Annotated in this window: 18 protein-coding genes and 1 riboswitch; of the genes, 10 read left to right on the top strand and 8 right to left on the bottom strand. The window is 74.3% G+C overall.

Annotation, left to right across the window (positions count from 1 at the left end):
* Nucleotides 1-41: 41 nt before the first annotated feature.
* The 4 genes from DEJ43_RS07405 to DEJ43_RS07390 all read right to left on the bottom strand — a co-directional run bounded on the left by DEJ43_RS07405 (nucleotide 42) and on the right by DEJ43_RS07390 (nucleotide 4,311).
* Nucleotides 42-1,550, bottom strand: a complete 1,509-nt coding sequence (locus tag DEJ43_RS07405; protein WP_015032700.1) for a cobyric acid synthase — start codon at nucleotides 1,548-1,550, stop codon at nucleotides 42-44.
* Nucleotides 1,547-2,509 carry a cobalamin biosynthesis protein gene (locus DEJ43_RS07400; RefSeq protein ID WP_015032699.1) on the bottom strand — a complete coding sequence of 321 codons (963 nt, stop codon included), beginning with the start codon at nucleotides 2,507-2,509 and terminating at the stop codon, nucleotides 1,547-1,549. Before DEJ43_RS07400 ends, DEJ43_RS07405 begins: the two co-directional genes overlap by 4 nt.
* A gap of 34 nt (nucleotides 2,510-2,543) precedes the next feature.
* Nucleotides 2,544-2,683, bottom strand: a riboswitch (cobalamin riboswitch).
* 128 nt (nucleotides 2,684-2,811) lie between these two features.
* Nucleotides 2,812-3,033 carry a hypothetical protein gene (locus DEJ43_RS07395; protein ID WP_015032697.1) on the bottom strand — a complete coding sequence of 74 codons (222 nt, stop codon included), beginning with the start codon at nucleotides 3,031-3,033 and terminating at the stop codon, nucleotides 2,812-2,814.
* Nucleotides 3,034-3,045: 12 nt separating this feature from the next.
* On the bottom strand, nucleotides 3,046-4,311 hold the full coding sequence (locus DEJ43_RS07390) for an inorganic phosphate transporter (RefSeq protein WP_015032696.1): 1,266 nt from the start codon (nucleotides 4,309-4,311) through the stop codon (nucleotides 3,046-3,048).
* Between the two features lie 382 nt (nucleotides 4,312-4,693).
* Here DEJ43_RS07390 and DEJ43_RS07385 point away from each other — a divergent pair, with 382 nt between their 5' ends.
* Nucleotides 4,694-5,821: an alpha/beta hydrolase gene (locus tag DEJ43_RS07385; RefSeq protein ID WP_015032695.1), complete on the top strand. Its 1,128-nt coding sequence runs from the start codon at nucleotides 4,694-4,696 to the stop codon at nucleotides 5,819-5,821.
* 101 nt (nucleotides 5,822-5,922) lie between these two features.
* Nucleotides 5,923-7,359 (top strand): hypothetical protein, encoded by a 1,437-nt coding sequence (locus tag DEJ43_RS07380; RefSeq protein WP_078508623.1) that lies wholly within the window; start codon nucleotides 5,923-5,925, stop codon nucleotides 7,357-7,359.
* A gap of 25 nt (nucleotides 7,360-7,384) precedes the next feature.
* Here DEJ43_RS07380 and DEJ43_RS07375 read toward each other — a convergent pair whose 3' ends face one another.
* Nucleotides 7,385-7,786, bottom strand: a complete 402-nt coding sequence (locus DEJ43_RS07375) for a VOC family protein (protein WP_015032693.1) — start codon at nucleotides 7,784-7,786, stop codon at nucleotides 7,385-7,387.
* Nucleotides 7,787-7,853: 67 nt separating this feature from the next.
* Complete coding sequence (ypfJ, locus tag DEJ43_RS07370; protein WP_015032692.1) at nucleotides 7,854-8,744, bottom strand: KPN_02809 family neutral zinc metallopeptidase; 891 nt, start codon at nucleotides 8,742-8,744, stop codon at nucleotides 7,854-7,856.
* Between the two features lie 268 nt (nucleotides 8,745-9,012).
* On the opposite strand from ypfJ, the gene abc-f reads away from it, so the two are divergent.
* The 3 genes from abc-f to DEJ43_RS07355 all read left to right on the top strand — a co-directional run bounded on the left by abc-f (nucleotide 9,013) and on the right by DEJ43_RS07355 (nucleotide 12,106).
* On the top strand, nucleotides 9,013-10,611 hold the full coding sequence (abc-f, locus tag DEJ43_RS07365; RefSeq protein WP_015032691.1) for a ribosomal protection-like ABC-F family protein: 1,599 nt from the start codon (nucleotides 9,013-9,015) through the stop codon (nucleotides 10,609-10,611).
* Nucleotides 10,612-10,952: 341 nt separating this feature from the next.
* Nucleotides 10,953-11,174 carry a helix-turn-helix domain-containing protein gene (locus DEJ43_RS07360; RefSeq protein ID WP_006123601.1) on the top strand — a complete coding sequence of 74 codons (222 nt, stop codon included), beginning with the start codon at nucleotides 10,953-10,955 and terminating at the stop codon, nucleotides 11,172-11,174.
* Between the two features lie 131 nt (nucleotides 11,175-11,305).
* Entirely contained in the window at nucleotides 11,306-12,106 is an 801-nt protein-coding gene (locus DEJ43_RS07355) for an enoyl-CoA hydratase/isomerase family protein (protein WP_041662216.1), read from the top strand.
* A 250-nt stretch (nucleotides 12,107-12,356) separates the two neighbouring features.
* Here the strand turns inward: DEJ43_RS07355 and DEJ43_RS07350 are convergent, their stop codons facing one another.
* Nucleotides 12,357-13,145 carry a hypothetical protein gene (locus tag DEJ43_RS07350; protein ID WP_015032688.1) on the bottom strand — a complete coding sequence of 263 codons (789 nt, stop codon included), beginning with the start codon at nucleotides 13,143-13,145 and terminating at the stop codon, nucleotides 12,357-12,359.
* Between the two features lie 93 nt (nucleotides 13,146-13,238).
* Between DEJ43_RS07350 and DEJ43_RS07345 the strand changes: the two genes are divergently transcribed.
* The 5 genes from DEJ43_RS07345 to amaP are packed head-to-tail and all read left to right on the top strand — an operon-like array spanning nucleotide 13,239 to nucleotide 15,543.
* Nucleotides 13,239-13,712, top strand: coding sequence for an Asp23/Gls24 family envelope stress response protein (locus tag DEJ43_RS07345; protein WP_041662215.1), 474 nt, complete (start codon nucleotides 13,239-13,241; stop codon nucleotides 13,710-13,712).
* A 58-nt stretch (nucleotides 13,713-13,770) separates the two neighbouring features.
* The gene (locus tag DEJ43_RS07340) at nucleotides 13,771-13,962 is read left to right on the top strand and encodes a hypothetical protein (RefSeq protein WP_015032686.1); all 192 of its coding nucleotides are present in this window, start codon (nucleotides 13,771-13,773) and stop codon (nucleotides 13,960-13,962) included.
* Between the two features lie 6 nt (nucleotides 13,963-13,968).
* Nucleotides 13,969-14,334: an Asp23/Gls24 family envelope stress response protein gene (locus tag DEJ43_RS07335; RefSeq protein WP_015032685.1), complete on the top strand. Its 366-nt coding sequence runs from the start codon at nucleotides 13,969-13,971 to the stop codon at nucleotides 14,332-14,334.
* Nucleotides 14,331-14,951, top strand: a complete 621-nt coding sequence (locus tag DEJ43_RS07330) for a DUF6286 domain-containing protein (RefSeq protein ID WP_015032684.1) — start codon at nucleotides 14,331-14,333, stop codon at nucleotides 14,949-14,951. The genes DEJ43_RS07335 and DEJ43_RS07330 overlap by 4 nt, the downstream gene beginning before the upstream one ends.
* A 4-nt stretch (nucleotides 14,952-14,955) precedes the next feature.
* Nucleotides 14,956-15,543 (top strand): alkaline shock response membrane anchor protein AmaP, encoded by a 588-nt coding sequence (gene amaP / locus DEJ43_RS07325; RefSeq protein WP_015032683.1) that lies wholly within the window; start codon nucleotides 14,956-14,958, stop codon nucleotides 15,541-15,543.
* 3 nt (nucleotides 15,544-15,546) lie between these two features.
* Here the strand turns inward: amaP and DEJ43_RS07320 are convergent, their stop codons facing one another.
* Entirely contained in the window at nucleotides 15,547-16,302 is a 756-nt protein-coding gene (locus DEJ43_RS07320; RefSeq protein WP_015032682.1) for an SDR family oxidoreductase, read from the bottom strand.
* Nucleotides 16,303-16,306: the final 4 nt, after the last annotated feature.

Here is a 16,306-nt window from a genome sequence, read left to right as displayed (position 1 = left end):
TCGTACGGCGTCTCGTACGCGGGGACGGGTGGACGCGGTGCTCACGGCGCACCCGGCGGCACGAACGGCAGCCCCTTCGGCGGGCCCTGTTCGATCAGCCGCAGCAGCGCGTCCGTGTCGGCGTGTTCCTCGATCAGGTCGCCGAGCCGGTCGAGCTGTTCCTCGCGCAGCGCGCCGAACGAGGTGTCGGGCGCCGGGACGAACCGTCGGCCCGCCGCCGCCGCGACCTCCCGCAGGAACGCCCGGCGGAAGCCGTCGCTCTCCAGCGAGCCGTGCCAGTGGGTGCCCCACACGGCGCCGACCCGGCAGCCGTCCAGGAACGGTTCCCCGCCCCGCACGTCGGCGACGCCGTGGTGGATCTCGTACCCCTCGACCCGCTCGCCGAGCGCCTCGCCGACCGGCCGGGCCAGTGTCTTCCCGGGCGCGAACCGCACCCGTACGGGCAGCAGACCGAGCCCGTCGACGGCCCCGGCCTTCGACTCGACCTCGTCCTCGATGTGCTCGCCGAGCACCTGGAAGCCGCCGCAGACGCCGAGCACCGGCCGCCCCTCGGCGGCCCGCCGCACCAGCGCGTCGGCGAGCCCCCGCTCCCGCAGCCAGGCGAGCGCCCTGACCGTGCCCCGCGTCCCCGGTACGACCACCAGGTCCGCGTCGACGAGCTCCTCCGCCCGGTCCACGAACCGCACGACCACACCCGGCTCGGCGGCCAGCGCGTCCACGTCCGTGAAGTTGGACATCAGCGGCACCGCGCAGACGGCGACCCGCAGCACGTCCTCGCCGACCGGCGGCGCGACGACCGACTCGCGGACCGCACCGCGCAGGGAGACCCGCAGGCCGTCCTCCTCGTCGATGCCGAGCCCGTGGGCGTACGGCAGGACGCCGAAGGTCCGCCGTCCGGTGAGCCCGTGCAGCATGTCGAGGCCCGGTTCGAGCAGGGTCACGTCACCGCGGAACTTGTTCACGAGGTAGCCCGCGATCAGCTCCTGGTCCTCCGGCGCGAGCAGCGCCGTGGTGCCGAAGAACTGGGCGAACACCCCGCCCCGGTCGATGTCGCCGACGACCACGACGGGCAGCCGCGCGGCCCGCGCGATGCCCATGTTCACGATGTCGGTGCGCCGCAGGTTGATCTCGGCGGGGCTGCCCGCCCCTTCGCAGATCACCGCGTCGTACGTGCTCCGCAGCTCCTCGAGGCAGGCGAGCACCGGCTCGAAGAGCTCCTTCTGCCGCCCCCCGTGGTAGCCGCGCGCGCTCAGCTCGCCGACCGGCTTGCCCATCAGGACGACCTGGCTGGAGCGGTCGCTGCCGGGCTTGAGCAGCACCGGGTTCATCAGCGCGGTCGGCTCGACCCGAGCCGCCTGCGCCTGCATGGCCTGTGCCCGGCCGATCTCGGCGCCCTCGCGGGTCACGAAGGAGTTCAGGGACATGTTCTGTCCCTTGAACGGCGCGACCTTGATCCCCTGCCGGACCAGCCACCGGCAGATGCCGGCCGTGACGACGCTCTTGCCCGCGTCGGACGTGGTCCCGGCGACGAGCAGCCCCCCACCCCTCATGCGTTCCTCCGCTTCAGCGCGCTCGCGATCAGCCGTCCGCCGACGCAGACGGCCAGGGTCAGTCCGGTGACCCGGCGGGACAGCCGTACCGCCCGGTCGATGTCGGCGACCTCGACGGGCCGCCCCTCCCCGTTGAGCACCGGCCGGTGCTCGACCCGTCCGCCGTACGACAGGGTGCCTCCGAGCCGTACGCCGAGGGCGCCCGCGAACGAGGCCTCGACGGGGCCCGCGTTGGGGCTGGGATGCCTGGCCGCGTCCGCCCGCCAGGCCTTCAGCGCGCCGCGCGGATCGCCGCCGGCGACGGTCGCGAGCGCGGCCGTCAGCCGGGCGCCGGGCCAGCCGGCCACGTCGTCGAGCCGGGCCGAGGCCCAGCCGAAGCGGCGGTGGCGCGGCGACTTGTGGCCGACCATCGCGTCCAGGGTGTTGACGGCCCGGAAGCCGACGAGGCCGGGGACGCCCGCGACCGCGCCCCAGAAGAGGGCGCCGACGACGGCGTCGGAGGTGTTCTCGGCGACCGATTCGACGACGGCGCGGGCCATCGCGGGTCCGTCGAGGGAGTGCGGGTCGCGGCCGCAGAGGTGCGGGAGCCGTTCCCGGGCGACGTCCAGGTCTCCGGCGGCGAGCGCCCCGCCGATCGCGCGGGCCTCGCGTCCCAGGGTGGTGCCGCCGACGACGGCCCAGACGGAGGCGGCGGTGAGGGCGACGGCGGCGGCCGGCCGGTCGCGTACGGCCCGGGCGGCGAGCGCTCCGAGGGCGACGGTGGTCCCGGCGCAGACGGCGGTGTGCAGGGCGCCCCAGCCGCGGTGGTCGTGGTGGAGGCGGTTCTCGACCGCGGCGGCGGCCCGGCCGAAGGCGGCGACGGGATGGCCGCGGCGGGGGTCGCCGACGAGCAGGTCGACGGCGAGGCCTGCGGCCGCGCCGTAGGCGAAGACACCTGTGGTTCTGCTGCGGCCGGGCATGGCGCATGTCCTCACTCAGGGTCCGCGCCCTGGATCGACGTGACCGGCGGCGAGAGTTCCTGACTCCCGGACCCTTCGGATCCGGTCACAGTGGCGGGACCGCGCCGGATTCGCACCGGACTTCCTCTACTGCCGCCGTAATGGCCTCGGCAGTCCACCACGGGCCGAGAACACCCGTCAACTCACCCTTGACCTGCGCCGGGTCACTGTGCGAAGCACCACAGACACGGCGCCGGGCACACGGGAAGGGCGGCCCGCACCCGAGGGTGCGGACCGCCCTTCCCGTCGAGCGGGGGCGACCGTCAGACGACGATCAGGTAGATGCCGTAGGCCACGGCCGCGAGGCAGAGGCCGAAGCAGGCGTAGGCGCCGGTGCGGGCCAGGGCGGCGGAGCCTCCCTGGGCGGCGGCCCGCTCCTGCTTGGAGAGGCCGATGACGCCGAGGGTGAAGAGGCCCACGAGGGCGACGGTCGCCACGAGGCTGACTCCGAAGACGGAGCCGAGAGCTGCCCAGTCGATCTTCATGTCGTTCGTTCCTTACACCGCGGCGGCGGGGGCCGGGGGAGCGGTCGGGTCGGTGGGGACCGGCGCGGGGATGGTGGTCTTGAGGTCCTCGTCCGTGACGGCGGCGACGGAACCGGCGGCCGGCGGCGGGGTGACGGCCGCGATGGCGGTGGTCACGACACCGGCGGGCTCGTCGAGGTCGTCGGCGGTGACGTTGTGGTGGTCGACCGGCTTGCGGCGGGAGAGCGACCAGATGACGCCGGAGCCGGCGATCAGGAGGACCGCGACGGCGGCGATGCCCCAGGGGCCCTGCTTGGTGAGGAACTCGGCGCCGGCGCCGACCAGGCCAGCGGCGGGAAGGGTCAGGCCCCAGGCGACGAACATCCGGGTCGCGGTCGACCAGCGGACGACGCCGCCCTTGCGGCCGAGCCCGGCGCCCATCACGGCACCCGAGCAGGACTGGGTGGTGGAGAGGGAGAAGCCGAGGTGCGAGGAGGCGAGGATGACCGTCGCGGCGGAGGTCTGGGCGGCGAAGCCCTGCTGCGGCCGGAGGTCGGTGAGGCCCTTGCCCATGGTGCGGATGATGCGCCAGCCGCCGAGGTAGGTGCCGGCGGCGATGGCGACGCCCGCGGAGACGATGACCCACAGGGGCGGGTTGGAGCCGGGGGCGATGGCGCCGCCGGTGATCAGGGCCAGGGTGATGATGCCCATCGTCTTCTGGGCGTCGTTGGTGCCGTGGGCGAGGGAGACGAGACCGGCGGAGGCGATCTGGCCGACTCGGTAGCCCTTGGCGGTGTGCTTCTCGTCGGTCTTGGCGCCGAGCTTGTACGTCAGCCGGGTGGCCAGCATCGCGGCGAGGCCGGCGACGATCGGCGCGGCGACGGCCGGGATGAGGACCTTGGTGACGATGGTGGGGCCGTTCACGGCCGACCAGCCGGCCGACATGACCGCGGCGCCGATGAGGCCGCCGAAGAGTGCGTGGGAGGAGCTGGACGGGAGTCCGAGCAGCCAGGTCAGCAGGTTCCAGAGGATGGCGCCGACCAGGGCGGCGAAGATCACCTCTGTCCGGATGCCTTCTTCGTTGATGATCCCGCCGGAGATCGTCTTGGCGACCTCGACGGACAGGAACGCGCCGACGAGGTTCAGCACGGCGGACATGGCCACCGCCGTCTTCGGCTTGAGCGCACCGGTCGAGATGGTCGTGGCCATCGCGTTCGCGGTGTCGTGGAAACCGTTCGTGAAATCGAACACGAGAGCTGTCACGACCACAATGGCGAGCAGCAGCGTGATGTGTTCCATTTACCCAGGCAATCGTTTGACGTCAGTGGCTGGACGAACGTAAGCAACCTGAGTGAACGGAAGATGAACTGGGCCGGGCGTTGTGGTGTCCCCAACCGGGTTCCAGGGATTCCGTTTACGGCTCCGGCGGGTCCGCTGTCCACGATGCGGTCACCTAGCAACCCCGGGTAATCCCGGCCATCACCGGGCACATGCGACCTGTCCGGGTTCCTCCGCCCCCACCCGGTTCCGCTCCCTGGACCGAACCGCCCGACCGGGGGACCCCCTGGACGAGACCCACGTCACTCCCCGGAGGGGCCGCCCCGCCCCGACCGGCCCCCCACGGAGGGCCATCCGGCCCCGTCCGGTGGCAGGCCGCCCCCACCCTGCCGAGACTGGGAGCGTGCGCCCGGCTACAGCGACGGCAGCGGCCGTCACCACACTGCTCGGTGTCGGCGCGGCCGCGATCGCGGCCGGCCGGTACGCCAGCGACGTCGCCCTCAGGGCGCCGTCCGGACGTCCCCTGCCCGGAGATCCCCGGCTGACCGTGCACGCCACGGGCCCCGAGCGGATCACCCTCACCCGCAGCCTCGCCTCGCTGCGCCCCGGCACGTACGGGATCGAGGGCCCCGGCCTGCACGCCGTCGTCGGCCCCGTCCTCGACCGGGTCCCGCACACCGCCGACACCGTCGTCCGGCGCCTCGAACGGGTCGAACAGGGGGTGCTCGGCCCCGGCTCCCGCGTCCGGCTCACCCCCCAGCTGCACATCGGCACACCGATCAGCGCCCTCGGGCTCGCCCACGAGGACGTCGAGATGCCCGGCGAACTCGGCCCCCTGCCCGCCTGGCTGGTGGCGGCGCCCCGCACCACCTGGGTCATCGCCCTGCACGGCCTCGGCACCACCCGCGAGCACCCCCTGAACGTCGTCCCCTTCTACAACCGCCGCAAGATCCCCGTCCTGCTCCCCGCCTACCGCGGCGACGAGGGGGCACCCGCCTCCCCGGACGGCCTCGCCCACCTCGGCGACTCCGAATGGCGCGACGTCGACGCCGCCATCCGCTACGCCGTCCACCGCGGCGCCGCCAAGGTCGTCCTGCACGGCTGGGGCACCGGGGCCTCGATGGCCCTGCGCGCCGCCGCCGAGTCGGGGGTGCGCGACCGGATCAGCGGCCTCGTCCTCGACTCCCCGGTGCTGGACTGGGAGGCCACCCTCCGCAACCTCGCGGCGGCCCGCCACGTCCCCGCCCCCCTGCTCCCGCTCGCCGTCCGCGCCGCCCAGGGCAGGACCGGCCCGCACGGCGACCTGCTCGACGCCGCCTCGGCGCCCGACGCCCTGCGCGTCCCAGCCCTCCTCTTCCACGGCCCCGACGACACCCTCGCCCCCTGGGAGCCGTCCGTCGAACTCGCCGCCCGCCGCCCCGACCTGGTCAACCTCCAGGTCGTACGGAACGCACCCCACGCGGCGATGTGGAACGCCGACCCGGTCCGCTACGAGGAGGCCCTGCGCCGCTTCCTCACCCCGCTCCTCTAGGACCCCGGCGGCCCCTCCGCCGCGGGACCGGCGGAGGGCGCCCGGGACGGGGCGGCCGATTCCGATTGGGCTTTCGGGCCGTCAGCGGGAAGACTGCCCCCGTGACGTCTCGAAAGCCCGATGAACCATTGGCGCGCAACTCCAGACTCCGACTCGTCCGCCCGCGGGCGCTGGCCACCGCCCGACGGGCCGTGACGACCCGGCGCACCCGGCCGGCGCCGCGGCCGCCCGAGGGCACTCCGCCCCGGGCGGAACTCGCCCGCCAGGCCCGCCACGTCCTCGCCGACGCCGTACGGATCGCCCGCTGGGCCGCCGTCGAGCGCGGCGCCGAGACGGCCCTCCGCACCGGCCCGGGAGCCGCCCCGGCCCACGAACGGGCCGCCGCCGCACTGGACCTGACACCCGAGCAGATCCGGGCCGGCTGGGACCGCGCCCGGCTCGCCGGACTCGTCGAGCTGCACGGCGACACCGCCCGCCCCGGCTGGCGGCTGCACGCCTGGGACCGCGACGACTCCGCCGTGCTACGCGGCTGGGTCGCCCTCTTCGACGCCTGGTCCCTGGTGCACCCGGCCGCCGAAGGGGTCGAGCCGAGCGCCGTCGCCGAGGTCGTCGAGGCCGTCCCGCAGGTGCTCTCGCTGCTCCAGCTCTCCCAGGGCCCGGTCCTCGTCCCCGCCCTCCTCGACCTCCTCGGCCAGCGCGTCGAGGAGCTGCGCGAGGAGCGCTGCGAGGTGCCCGTCACCGGCCCGGCCCCCGAGACCCCCGGCGCACCGGCCGGGGCGGCCCCCGGCGCGGCCGACGCCGCCGACGGCCTCCCCGCCCTCCTCGACTGGGCCCTCGAAGGCCTCGCGGCCGTCGGCGCGCTCACCCTCGACCGCGGCCCGGAGGGGCGTCACGCCACCCTGACCCCGCTCGGCAACTGGGCGGTCTGGGTCAAGCTGGAGCAGATCTGCGTCGCCGCGCAGAGCCCCGCCGGAAACATCGAGCAGTCCGCCGAGGACATGCTCCGCGGCTGCGCCCGGCTCACCCCCGGCCCGGCCCGCGCCGAGTACCGCGCCTGGCTCGCGGCGCGCACCCTCTCCAGCGCCGTGGCCGAACTCCTCGCCGTCGCCCGCGGCGAGGACGCCCTGCTGCGCGGCCTGGCCTTCGAGGCGCTCCGGGTCGTCGGCGCCCCCGCCGAGGCCGAGGTGCGGGCCACCGTCGCCGAGCCGTCCCTGCGCCCCTACGCCCTGCTGTGGCTGGCGGAGTACGAGGGGGCCGACCCGGACGACGCCCAGGAGGTGCTCACCCGCGAGGAGTCCACCTGGCTCTGGGTGGACACGGCGGCCGCCGTCGCCGACCACGGCGAGAGCGCGCTGCTGGTGCGGCACCTCGAATCCGCCGTGCAGGGCACCGTCCCGGCGCTGCTCGACGAGGTCCGTGCGGTCGGCCATCCCCGTACCGTCCAGGTCCTGGTCGCCCTCGCCGCCGCCCATCCGGACCCGGCGCTCGCCAAGGCGGTCCGCAGGGCGGCGTTCCAGGTGCACACCGGGGGAGCGTGACCGCGGGCCCGTCCCCGGCGCCCGGCTACTCCGCGGCGCCGGGGGTGTACGTCCCGAAGCTCCAGACGTTGCCCTCGACGTCCCGGGCCGTGTAGTCCCGCGAGCCGTACTCCTGGTCCTTGGGCGGCATCACGATCTCGACGCCGTGCGCCACCGCCCGCGCGTGGTGCTCATCGACGTCGTCCACGTGCACGAAGATCCCGACCGGGCCCGCCTTGGCCATCAGCTTGTCGAACTCGCTGCCGGTGCCCTTGCTGCCCAGCATCACCATGCCGTTCCCGTACGAGAGCTCGGCGTGCGCGACGAGCCCGTCCTCGCCCTCGTACACCGCGGTGGCCCGGAAGCCGAAGCCCTCCGTCAGCTGGGTGATCGCCGCCTTCGCGTCCTGGTACGTCAGCGCCGGACAGATGTGGGGGGCCTCAGCCATCCCGATCACTTCCCTTCGATCCAGCCGAATGTGACCTGGGTCTCAGTCTGGCAGTCCCCGCGGGCAATCAGCGGAAGGTGTTGCACCGGGCCATGTCGCCGGTCCGGTAGCCCTCGTAGAACCACTGCTGGCGCTGGGCCGCGGAGCCGTGCGTCCAGGTCTCCGGCGTCACCCGCCCCTGGAACCGCTCCTGGATCCGGTCGTCGCCCACCGCGGCCGCCGCGTCCAGGCCGTCCCGGATGTCCGCGTCCGTGAGCCGGGTGAGCACCGGCCGGCCCGTCCGCTCGTCGGGGGTGGTCGTGGCGTGCCGCGCCCAGACGCCCGCGTAGCAGTCGGCCTGCAGCTCGACCCGTACCGCGTTGGAGTTCGCGCCGGTCCGCCCGTCCTGGGCGCGGCTCAGCGTCCCCATGAGGTTCTGGATGTGGTGGCCGTACTCGTGCGCCACCACGTACGCCTGGGCGAAGGGTCCGCCGCTCGACCCGAACTTGGTGCGCAGCTCGTCGAAGAAACCCAGGTCGAGATAGACCTGCCGGTCGCCGGGGCAGTAGAAGGGCCCCACGGCCGAGGTCGCGGACCCGCAGGCGGTGGGGACCCGCTGGCTGAACACCACGGTGGCGGCGCTCCCGTAGGTGCCGCCCCGGCGCGCATACTCGCTCCGCCAGAAGTCCTGGACGCTGTTGACGACGGCGACGATCCGGCAGTCCTCGCGGGTGTTGGCGTCCGAGCCCTTCCGGCAGCTCTGGGAGACCTGGGCCGCCGACGAGGCGCTGGCGGCCGGCTCGTCGCCGCCGCCGGAGAGCCCGAGCTGGTCCGGTCCGACCCCGAAGAGGACGCCCAGGATCAGGGCGATGAAGCCGATGATCCCGCCGCCGACGGTCGCCCTGCCGCCCGGGATGCGGCTGTTCCGGACGTCCTTGACCTCCGAGGTGTCCAGATCGGCGTCGTCGTCGAACTGCACGGTCCACCACCCTCCGCGTCACTGCCGCGGCAGTGGCCGCCGCCCTGCGCCGAGTATCGACCGTTATCACGACCCTCGCCCCTTTTGGTGGCCTCTACCGGAGATGCGAGAAACCTCCCGATCGGCCCCGTACCCTCCCGCATGGCCGAAAACCAGTTGCAGGGGCCCGTTAGACTGGCCGTATGGCCATTCTCCCCGTGCACTAGCGGCGTCGAAGCCCTCCCTCAGCCCTCCTTCCGCCGTTTCCACACCGCCCTGGAGTCTGTCCGTGATCACCGCTTCCGGCATCGAGCTGCGCGCCGGCGCCCGCGTCCTCATCGAGTCCGCTTCCTTCCGCGTCGCCAAGGGCGACCGCATCGGCCTCGTCGGCCGCAACGGAGCGGGCAAGACCACCCTCACCAAGTGCCTCGCGGGCGAGGGCATGCCCGCGGCCGGCCAGATCGCCCGCTCCGGCGAGGTCGGCTACCTCCCGCAGGACCCGCGCACCGGCGACCTCGACGTGCTGGCCCGCGACCGCATCCTCTCCGCCCGCGGCCTCGACGTCCTCCTCAAGAAGATGCGGATGAACGAGGAGCGCATCGCCACCGGCTCCGGCGCCACCCGCGACAAGGCGATGCGGCAGTACGAGCGCCAGGAGACCGAGTTCCTGACCAAGGGCGGGTACGCGGCCGAGGCCGAGGCCTCCACCATCGCCGCCGCCCTCGGCCTGCCCGACCGGGTCCTGGGCCAGCCGCTGCACACCCTCTCCGGTGGCCAGCGCCGCCGGGTCGAGCTCGCCCGGATCCTCTTCTCGGACGCCGACACGCTCCTCCTCGACGAGCCGACCAACCACCTCGACGCCGACTCCATCGTCTGGCTGCGCGACTACCTGAAGACCTACCGCGGCGGCTTCATCGTGATCTCCCACGACGTCGACCTCGTCGAGACCGTCGTCAACAAGGTCTTCTACCTGGACGCCAACCGCTCCACCATCGACGTCTACAACATGGGCTGGAAGCTCTACCAGCAGCAGCGCGAGGCCGACGAGAAGCGCCGCAAGCGCGAGCGCCAGAACGCCGAGAAGAAGGCCGCCGCCCTCAACTCGCAGGCCGACAAGATGCGCGCCAAGGCCACCAAGACCGTCGCCGCGCAGAACATGGCCAAGCGCGCCGAGCGGCTGCTCTCCGGCCTCGAGGAGGTGCGCGCCTCCGACAAGGTCGCCAAGCTGCGCTTCCCCGAGCCCGCGCCCTGCGGCAAGACCCCGCTGACGGCCGAGGGACTGTCCAAGTCCTACGGCTCGCTCGAGATCTTCACCGATGTGGACCTCGCCATCGACAAGGGCTCCCGCGTCGTCATCCTCGGCCTCAACGGCGCGGGCAAGACCACGCTGCTCCGGCTGCTCGCCGGCGCCGAGAAGCCCGACACCGGCGAGGTGACCCCGGGCCACGGCCTCAAGCTCGGCTACTACGCCCAGGAGCACGAGACCCTCGACCCCGAGCGCAGCGTCCTGGAGAACATGCGCTCGGCCGCGCCCGACCTCGACCTGGTCCAGGTCCGCAAGACGCTCGGCTCCTTCCTCTTCTCGGGCGACGACGTCGACAAGCCGGCCGGGGTGCTCTCCGGCGGCGAGAAGACCCGTCTCGCCCTGGCCACCCTGGTCGTCTCCTCGGCGAACGTGCTGCTCCTCGACGAGCCGACCAACAACCTGGACCCGGCGAGCCGCGAGGAGATCCTCGGCGCCCTGCGGACGTACAAGGGCGCCGTCGTGCTCGTCACCCACGACGAGGGCGCGGTCGACGCGCTGGAGCCGGAGCGGATCATCCTGCTCCCGGACGGCGTCGAGGACCTGTGGGGCCCGGACTACGCGGACCTGGTGGCGCTCGCCTGACCCGGAGGCGGCCGGGTGATCATGCCCGGCTGGATCATTCGGCTCATGGGTGATCCTTCATCTGAGTGAGGGCGTCTCGTACCCCCGGCGCGGTGCTCTGCGGAATCCTTCCGGCAGACCCGCGCCGTACGTGTGTTCCCATGGTGTCGCTGACCTGGCACTTCCCGCTCCGGGCGAGGTGAAGACGGGTTCCAGGCCCTGCGGAATCCGTTCTTCCGGTCGTGATGAACGCGCGCTCGTCCACAAACCCGGCGGCATCGACCTTGTCGAATGGGTGGCCAGGACGGACAGGAGGGGTGATCATGAGAAGTCCAGAGCGCACTTCCCATGAGGAGGCACGGGTGGCCGAGACTCTGAAGAAGGGCAGCCGGGTGACCGGCGCCGCGCGCGACAAGCTCGCGGCAGACCTGAAGAAGAAGTACGACTCCGGTGCGAGCATCCGGGCGCTGGCCGAGGAAACCGGCCGCTCCTACGGATTCGTCCACCGGATGCTCAGCGAGTCCGGAGTCACGCTGCGTGGACGCGGCGGAGCGACACGAGGCAAGAAGGCGGCCTCGGCCTGACATAGGACGCCTCGACCGGGCCACCGGGTCTTCCCCCGGTGGCCACCCGGTCGGCCCTCGGGCCGGCCAGGTGGTTACTGTGCAGTCACTTAGCATCGGATGCAGTGCTGCACCGGAACCGGAGGCGCCCCATGACTACGCTCGACGACTCTGAGCTCGTATTCGACAAGGACGGTGTACGGCTCACCGTCGAGGACGCCGTTGCCACGGTGACCCTGACCAATCCGGCGAAGCGCAACGCTCAGTCTCCCGCTCTGTGGCGGGCGTTGACGGAAGCCGGCCGGTCGTTGCCCGGCAGCGTGCGGGTCGTCGTCCTGCGCGGCGAGGGACAGTCCTTCTCCGCCGGACTCGACCGGCAGGCGTTCACGCCCGAGGGCTTCGACGGAGAGCCGTCCTTCCTCGATCTCGCGCGCGGTTCCGACGAGGACCTCGACGCGGTCATCGCCGAATACCAGGAGGCGTTCACCTGGTGGCGCCGTAGCGACCTCGTGTCGATCGCGGCCGTCCAGGGCCATGCCATCGGCGCGGGCTTCCAGCTCGCTCTCGCCTGCGACCTGCGGGTCGTCGCCGAGGACGTGCAGTTCGCCATGCGCGAGACCAGCCTGGGTCTCGTCCCGGACCTGACCGGGACGCACCCGCTCGTCTCGCTCGTCGGCTACGCCCGCGCGCTGGAGATCTGCGCCACCGGGCGCTTCGTCGGCGCGGAGGAGGCCGAGCGCATCGGCCTCGCCAACCTGTCCGTGCCCGCCGACGAGCTCGACGCGGCGGTACGGGACCTCAGCGGCGCCCTGCTCGCGGCGCCGCGCGACGCGGTCACCGAGACCAAGGCGCTGCTCCAGGGCGTCTCCGGCCGCTCGTACGAGGAGCAGCGCGTCGCCGAGCGCGCCGCCCAGGCCCGCCGCCTGCGCGACCTCGCGGGCCTCGGCGACTGACCCGCCCCACCCCACGACCGACGGCCCGCCCGCCCCGGCCCGACAGCCGGACCGGCCGGGCCGTCGCCCGTCCCGAGCGACGCGAACCCCGGCCCGAGCCGGCCCGGGTCCGGCGACCACCCGCTCAGACCTCACCCGGACCGCGGGGCGGCGGTATCGCCCGCTCCAGCCCGCTCGGGCCAACGGCGGCGGCTCCCGCCCGCTCCGACCCCACCCGGGCCGCACGGCGGCGGCTGCCGCACGGCCGTGGCTACCGCACGTCCGAGACCAGCACCGTGACCGATGCCGTTCCCGTGGCGGCGGCCGTGGCCGCCGCCGTCCGGGCCGCGCGGGCCACGTCCAGGGCCCGGCGGCCCGCCGTCACCGCCAGTTCCACCCGCAGCCGGTCCGCGTCCCGGTGCACCGGCGGACCCAGCGCGTCGGTCACGGCCGCCACGCCCTCGACCGCGAGCACGGCCAGCGCCACCGGGTCGTCCGTGGCAGGGGAGGTCGGCCTCGGCGGCGGGGCCGGGGAGTCGCGGGGCGGGGGAGCGTCGAGCAGCTCCGTCACCCGCAGGTCCACCCGCGCCACCGGAAGGCCCAACGCCTCCCGGGCCACCGCGAAGAGTGCCTCCCGCAGCTCCCCGGTGAGCTCCGGCAGCGGCCGACCGGCCACCGCCCCGAGCGCGGCGGTGATCACCAGGGGCCCGGTCACGGCCCCGCCGGGCGGCACCGGCGGCAGCTCCACCGCCCCGCCCGCCGCCCCGTCCGGCGGTCCGTCCTCCGCCACTCCCGCCGGCCCGCCCGCCGGCACGTCCGCCGCCCCGTCCGCCGGTTCGGTCCCGGCCGCGGCCCCCGTCACCTCATCGGGCTCCTCCGCCGGGCCGATCCGCAAGCGGCCCGGCACCACGCCCCGTACCGCCGAGGCGGCCCGGCCGAGGACCTCCCGGGCCGCCCGCTCGGTGATCCACGCCCCTTCCGCCGCCGCTCCGAGCGGCAGCAGCCTGCCCGGCGCGAGGCGGTCTCGTACCGCCGCCGTCCATCCCTCAGCCGTCGTCATTGCCCCAGCCTGCCGTATCCCCGGGGCGAGATCGGGTAACCGCCCTTAATGTGGGCGAAGAACCCCGAAATATCCCAGAAGGGGCGCAATGTGATGACCGACACCACTCACACCAGCGACACCGGCGACGAACCCCGCCGCACCTCGGTGACCAAGCGGGGCGGCGGCGCGGCGGCCACCCGGGGCCGGACCACGATCGCGGACGGAGTCGTCGAGAAGATCGCCGGTCTCGCCGCCCGCGACGTCGACGGCGTCCACGCCATGGGCAGCGGACTCTCCCGCACCTTCGGCGCCGTCCGCGACCGCGTACCCGGCGGCGGCAGCGGGAAGTCGAACGTCAGCCGAGGCGTCAAGGCCGAGGTCGGCGAGGTGCAGACCGCGCTCGACCTGGAGATCGTCGTCGACTACGGCGTCTCCATCGCCGATGTCGCCGGCGACGTCCGGGAGAACGTGATCGCCGCCGTCGAGCGGATGACCGGACTCGAAGTCGTCGAGGTCAACATCGCGGTCAGCGACGTGAAGCTGCCCGACGACGAGGAGGACGAGCCGGAGCCGCGGCTTCAGTAGCCGCTGACGGCGGGGTACGCGTACAGGGGGCTCAGGAGGACTCGGAAAGGGGTCAGGAATGAGCATGTCGGTGGTCGGCCTGGTGGCCGGCATGGCTCTCGGCTTCGCCGGATACTTCGGCGGTTTCGGAGCGTTTCTGCTGGTCGCGGCATTGGGCGCGGTCGGCTTCGTGGTGGGCCGCTTCCTCGAAGGCGACCTCGAACCCGGCGATCTGTTCCGGGGACGCGAACGCGGCGACCGGCGGCGGTGACCGGGGGTGGCGACAGCAGCAGACCTCGCCCCCCGGGCCCCCGCGCGGGATCGGGGGGCGACGGCGATCGCCGACCGGGTCGTCGCGAAGATCGCCGCCCAGGCGGCGCGGGAGGCCGCGGGCGCCGTCCCCGAGGGCGGCTCGAAGCCCCACGCCTCGGTCGTCGTCCACCGGGACGTCGCCCGGGTCGCGGTGAGCCTCGAACTCGACTACCCCAGCGACATCGGCCGCCGCTGCGGGGCCGTACGGAGCCGGGTCAGGACGCGCGTCGAGGAACTGGTGGGCATGGAGGTCCACGAGGTCACCGTCCACGTGGAGCGGCTCCACTCCCCGCTCACCCGGCAGAACGCACCGAGGGGGCGACTGTCATGACCACCGCCCCCGTCCCGCGGTCCGCCCCGGACGCCGACGACGTCCCCGTGCTGGCCGAGCCCGCCCCCGCAGGACCCGTCCGGCGCTTCTGGGCCGTCCGCCGCATCCCGGCCGCCCTGCTCGCGGCCCTCGTCCTCGGCGGAGCCGGGCTCCTGCTCTACGACGTCGCGGCCGTACGGGCCGACCGCAGCGCCATGGCCTGGCGGCGGGAACTCGCCGACGGCCTCGCGACCCGGCCGCTCGACGACACCTGGGTCGTCCTGGGCGCCGCCCTCGCCGTCGTCCTCGGCGTCTGGCTCCTGGTCCTGGCCGTGACGCCCGGGCTGCGCGCCGTCCTCCCGATGCGCCGCGAGCACGCCGACGTACGGGCCGGGCTCGACCGGGAGGCGGCGGCCCTCACGCTGCGGGACCGCGTCATGGAGGTCTCCGGCGTGCAGTCCGTCCGGGTCAAGGTCGGCCGCGGCAAGGTGGCCGTCAGGGCGGTCTCCCACTTCCGGGCGCTCGACGAGGTACGCGCCGACGTCGAGACGGTCCTCGCGGCCGGCGTCGAGGAGCTCGGCCTCGCCCGCCGGCCGGCGCTCACGGTACGGGTGGCCCGCCCGCCCAGGAAGGGGTGACCCGGTGACGGTCGTCCTCCGGCGCGTCAACCGCGCCCTGCTCGGGCTCGCCGGGCTGCTCCTCGTCGTCCTCGGCGGCGGAGTCCTCGCCGCCGCCCTCGATCTCCCCGTGCCGTCCTGGTGGCCCTGGTCGGGCCCCTCGGACGTGCTGCTCTCCACCGCCGACCGGCAGCGCTGGCGGGACGAGGGCTGGTGGTGGCCGGTGGTCATCGCCGTCCTCGGGATCATCGTCCTGCTCGCCCTGTGGTGGCTGCTCGTCCAGTTCCGCCGGGCCCGGCTCGCCGAGGTCGTCGTCGACAGCGGCGACGGCGAGGAGGCGATCGTGCGCGGCCGGGCCCTCGAGGGTGTCCTGGAGGCGGACGCCACCGCCCAGGAGGGCGTGGCCCGCGCCCAGGTCGCACTCACGGGCCGCCGGGCCGCCCCCCGTACCCGCGTCGCGCTCCACCTGGAGCCGTACGCCTCGCCGGGGGACGCCCTGACGACCCTCAGCACCCAGGCCCTGGCCCACGCCCGGACGGCCACGGGCCTGCCCGCGCTGCCCACCGAGGCGCGGCTGCGGGCGGTCAAGCACCGGGCCCGCCGGGTCGCCTGAGGGTCAGAACCCGGCGCGCGCCCCGCCGTCCACCGGGAGCATCAGGCCCGTGAGGTACGAGGCGGCCGGCGACAGCAGGAAGGCCGCCGTCCGCCCGAACTCCTCCGGGGTGCCGTAGCGGCGCAGCGGGATGGTGGCCTCGTTGGCCGCGCGGGCCGCGTCCGCGTCGCCGGAGAGCGCGTCGAGGGACCGCACCCGGTCGGTGTCGATGCGGCTCGGCAGCAGCCCGACGACCCGTACCCCGCGCGGGCCCAGGTCGTTCGCCAGGGACTTCGCGAAGCCGGCGAGGCCCGGGCGGAGCCCGTTGGAGATGGTCAGGCCGGGGATCGGCTCGTGGACCGAGCCGGACAGGACGAAGCCGATGACCCCGCCCTCGCCGAGCGTCGCGGCGGCCGCGCGCGCCAGCCGGACGGCTCCGAGGAAGACGGTGTCGAAGGCGGCGGCCCACTGCTCGTCGGTGTTGTCCGCGGCGAAGCCGGGCGCCGGACCGCCGACGCTGATCAGGATGCCGTCGAAGCCGCCGAACCGCGCCCGGGCCTCGGCGATCAGCCGGGCGGGGGTCTCCGGGTCGGTGTTGTCGGCGGCGAGCCCGGCCGCCCCCGGCCCCAGCTCGGCCACGGCCTCGGCGACGCTCTTCTCCTCACGCCCGGTGACGAGCACCTGGGCGCCCTCGGCGAGCAGGGCCTCGGCGGAGGCCCGCCCGAGCCCGCGCGTCGCCCCGGTCACCACGTACACACGGTCCTTCAGTCCAAGATCCATGGCC

Origin of the sequence: Streptomyces venezuelae ATCC 10712, from assembly GCF_008639165.1 — a bacterium.
Lineage (GTDB): Bacteria > Actinomycetota > Actinomycetes > Streptomycetales > Streptomycetaceae > Streptomyces > Streptomyces venezuelae.
Note: the sequence above shows the minus strand (reverse complement) of the source record. Positions and strands in the feature narration are given on the sequence as shown.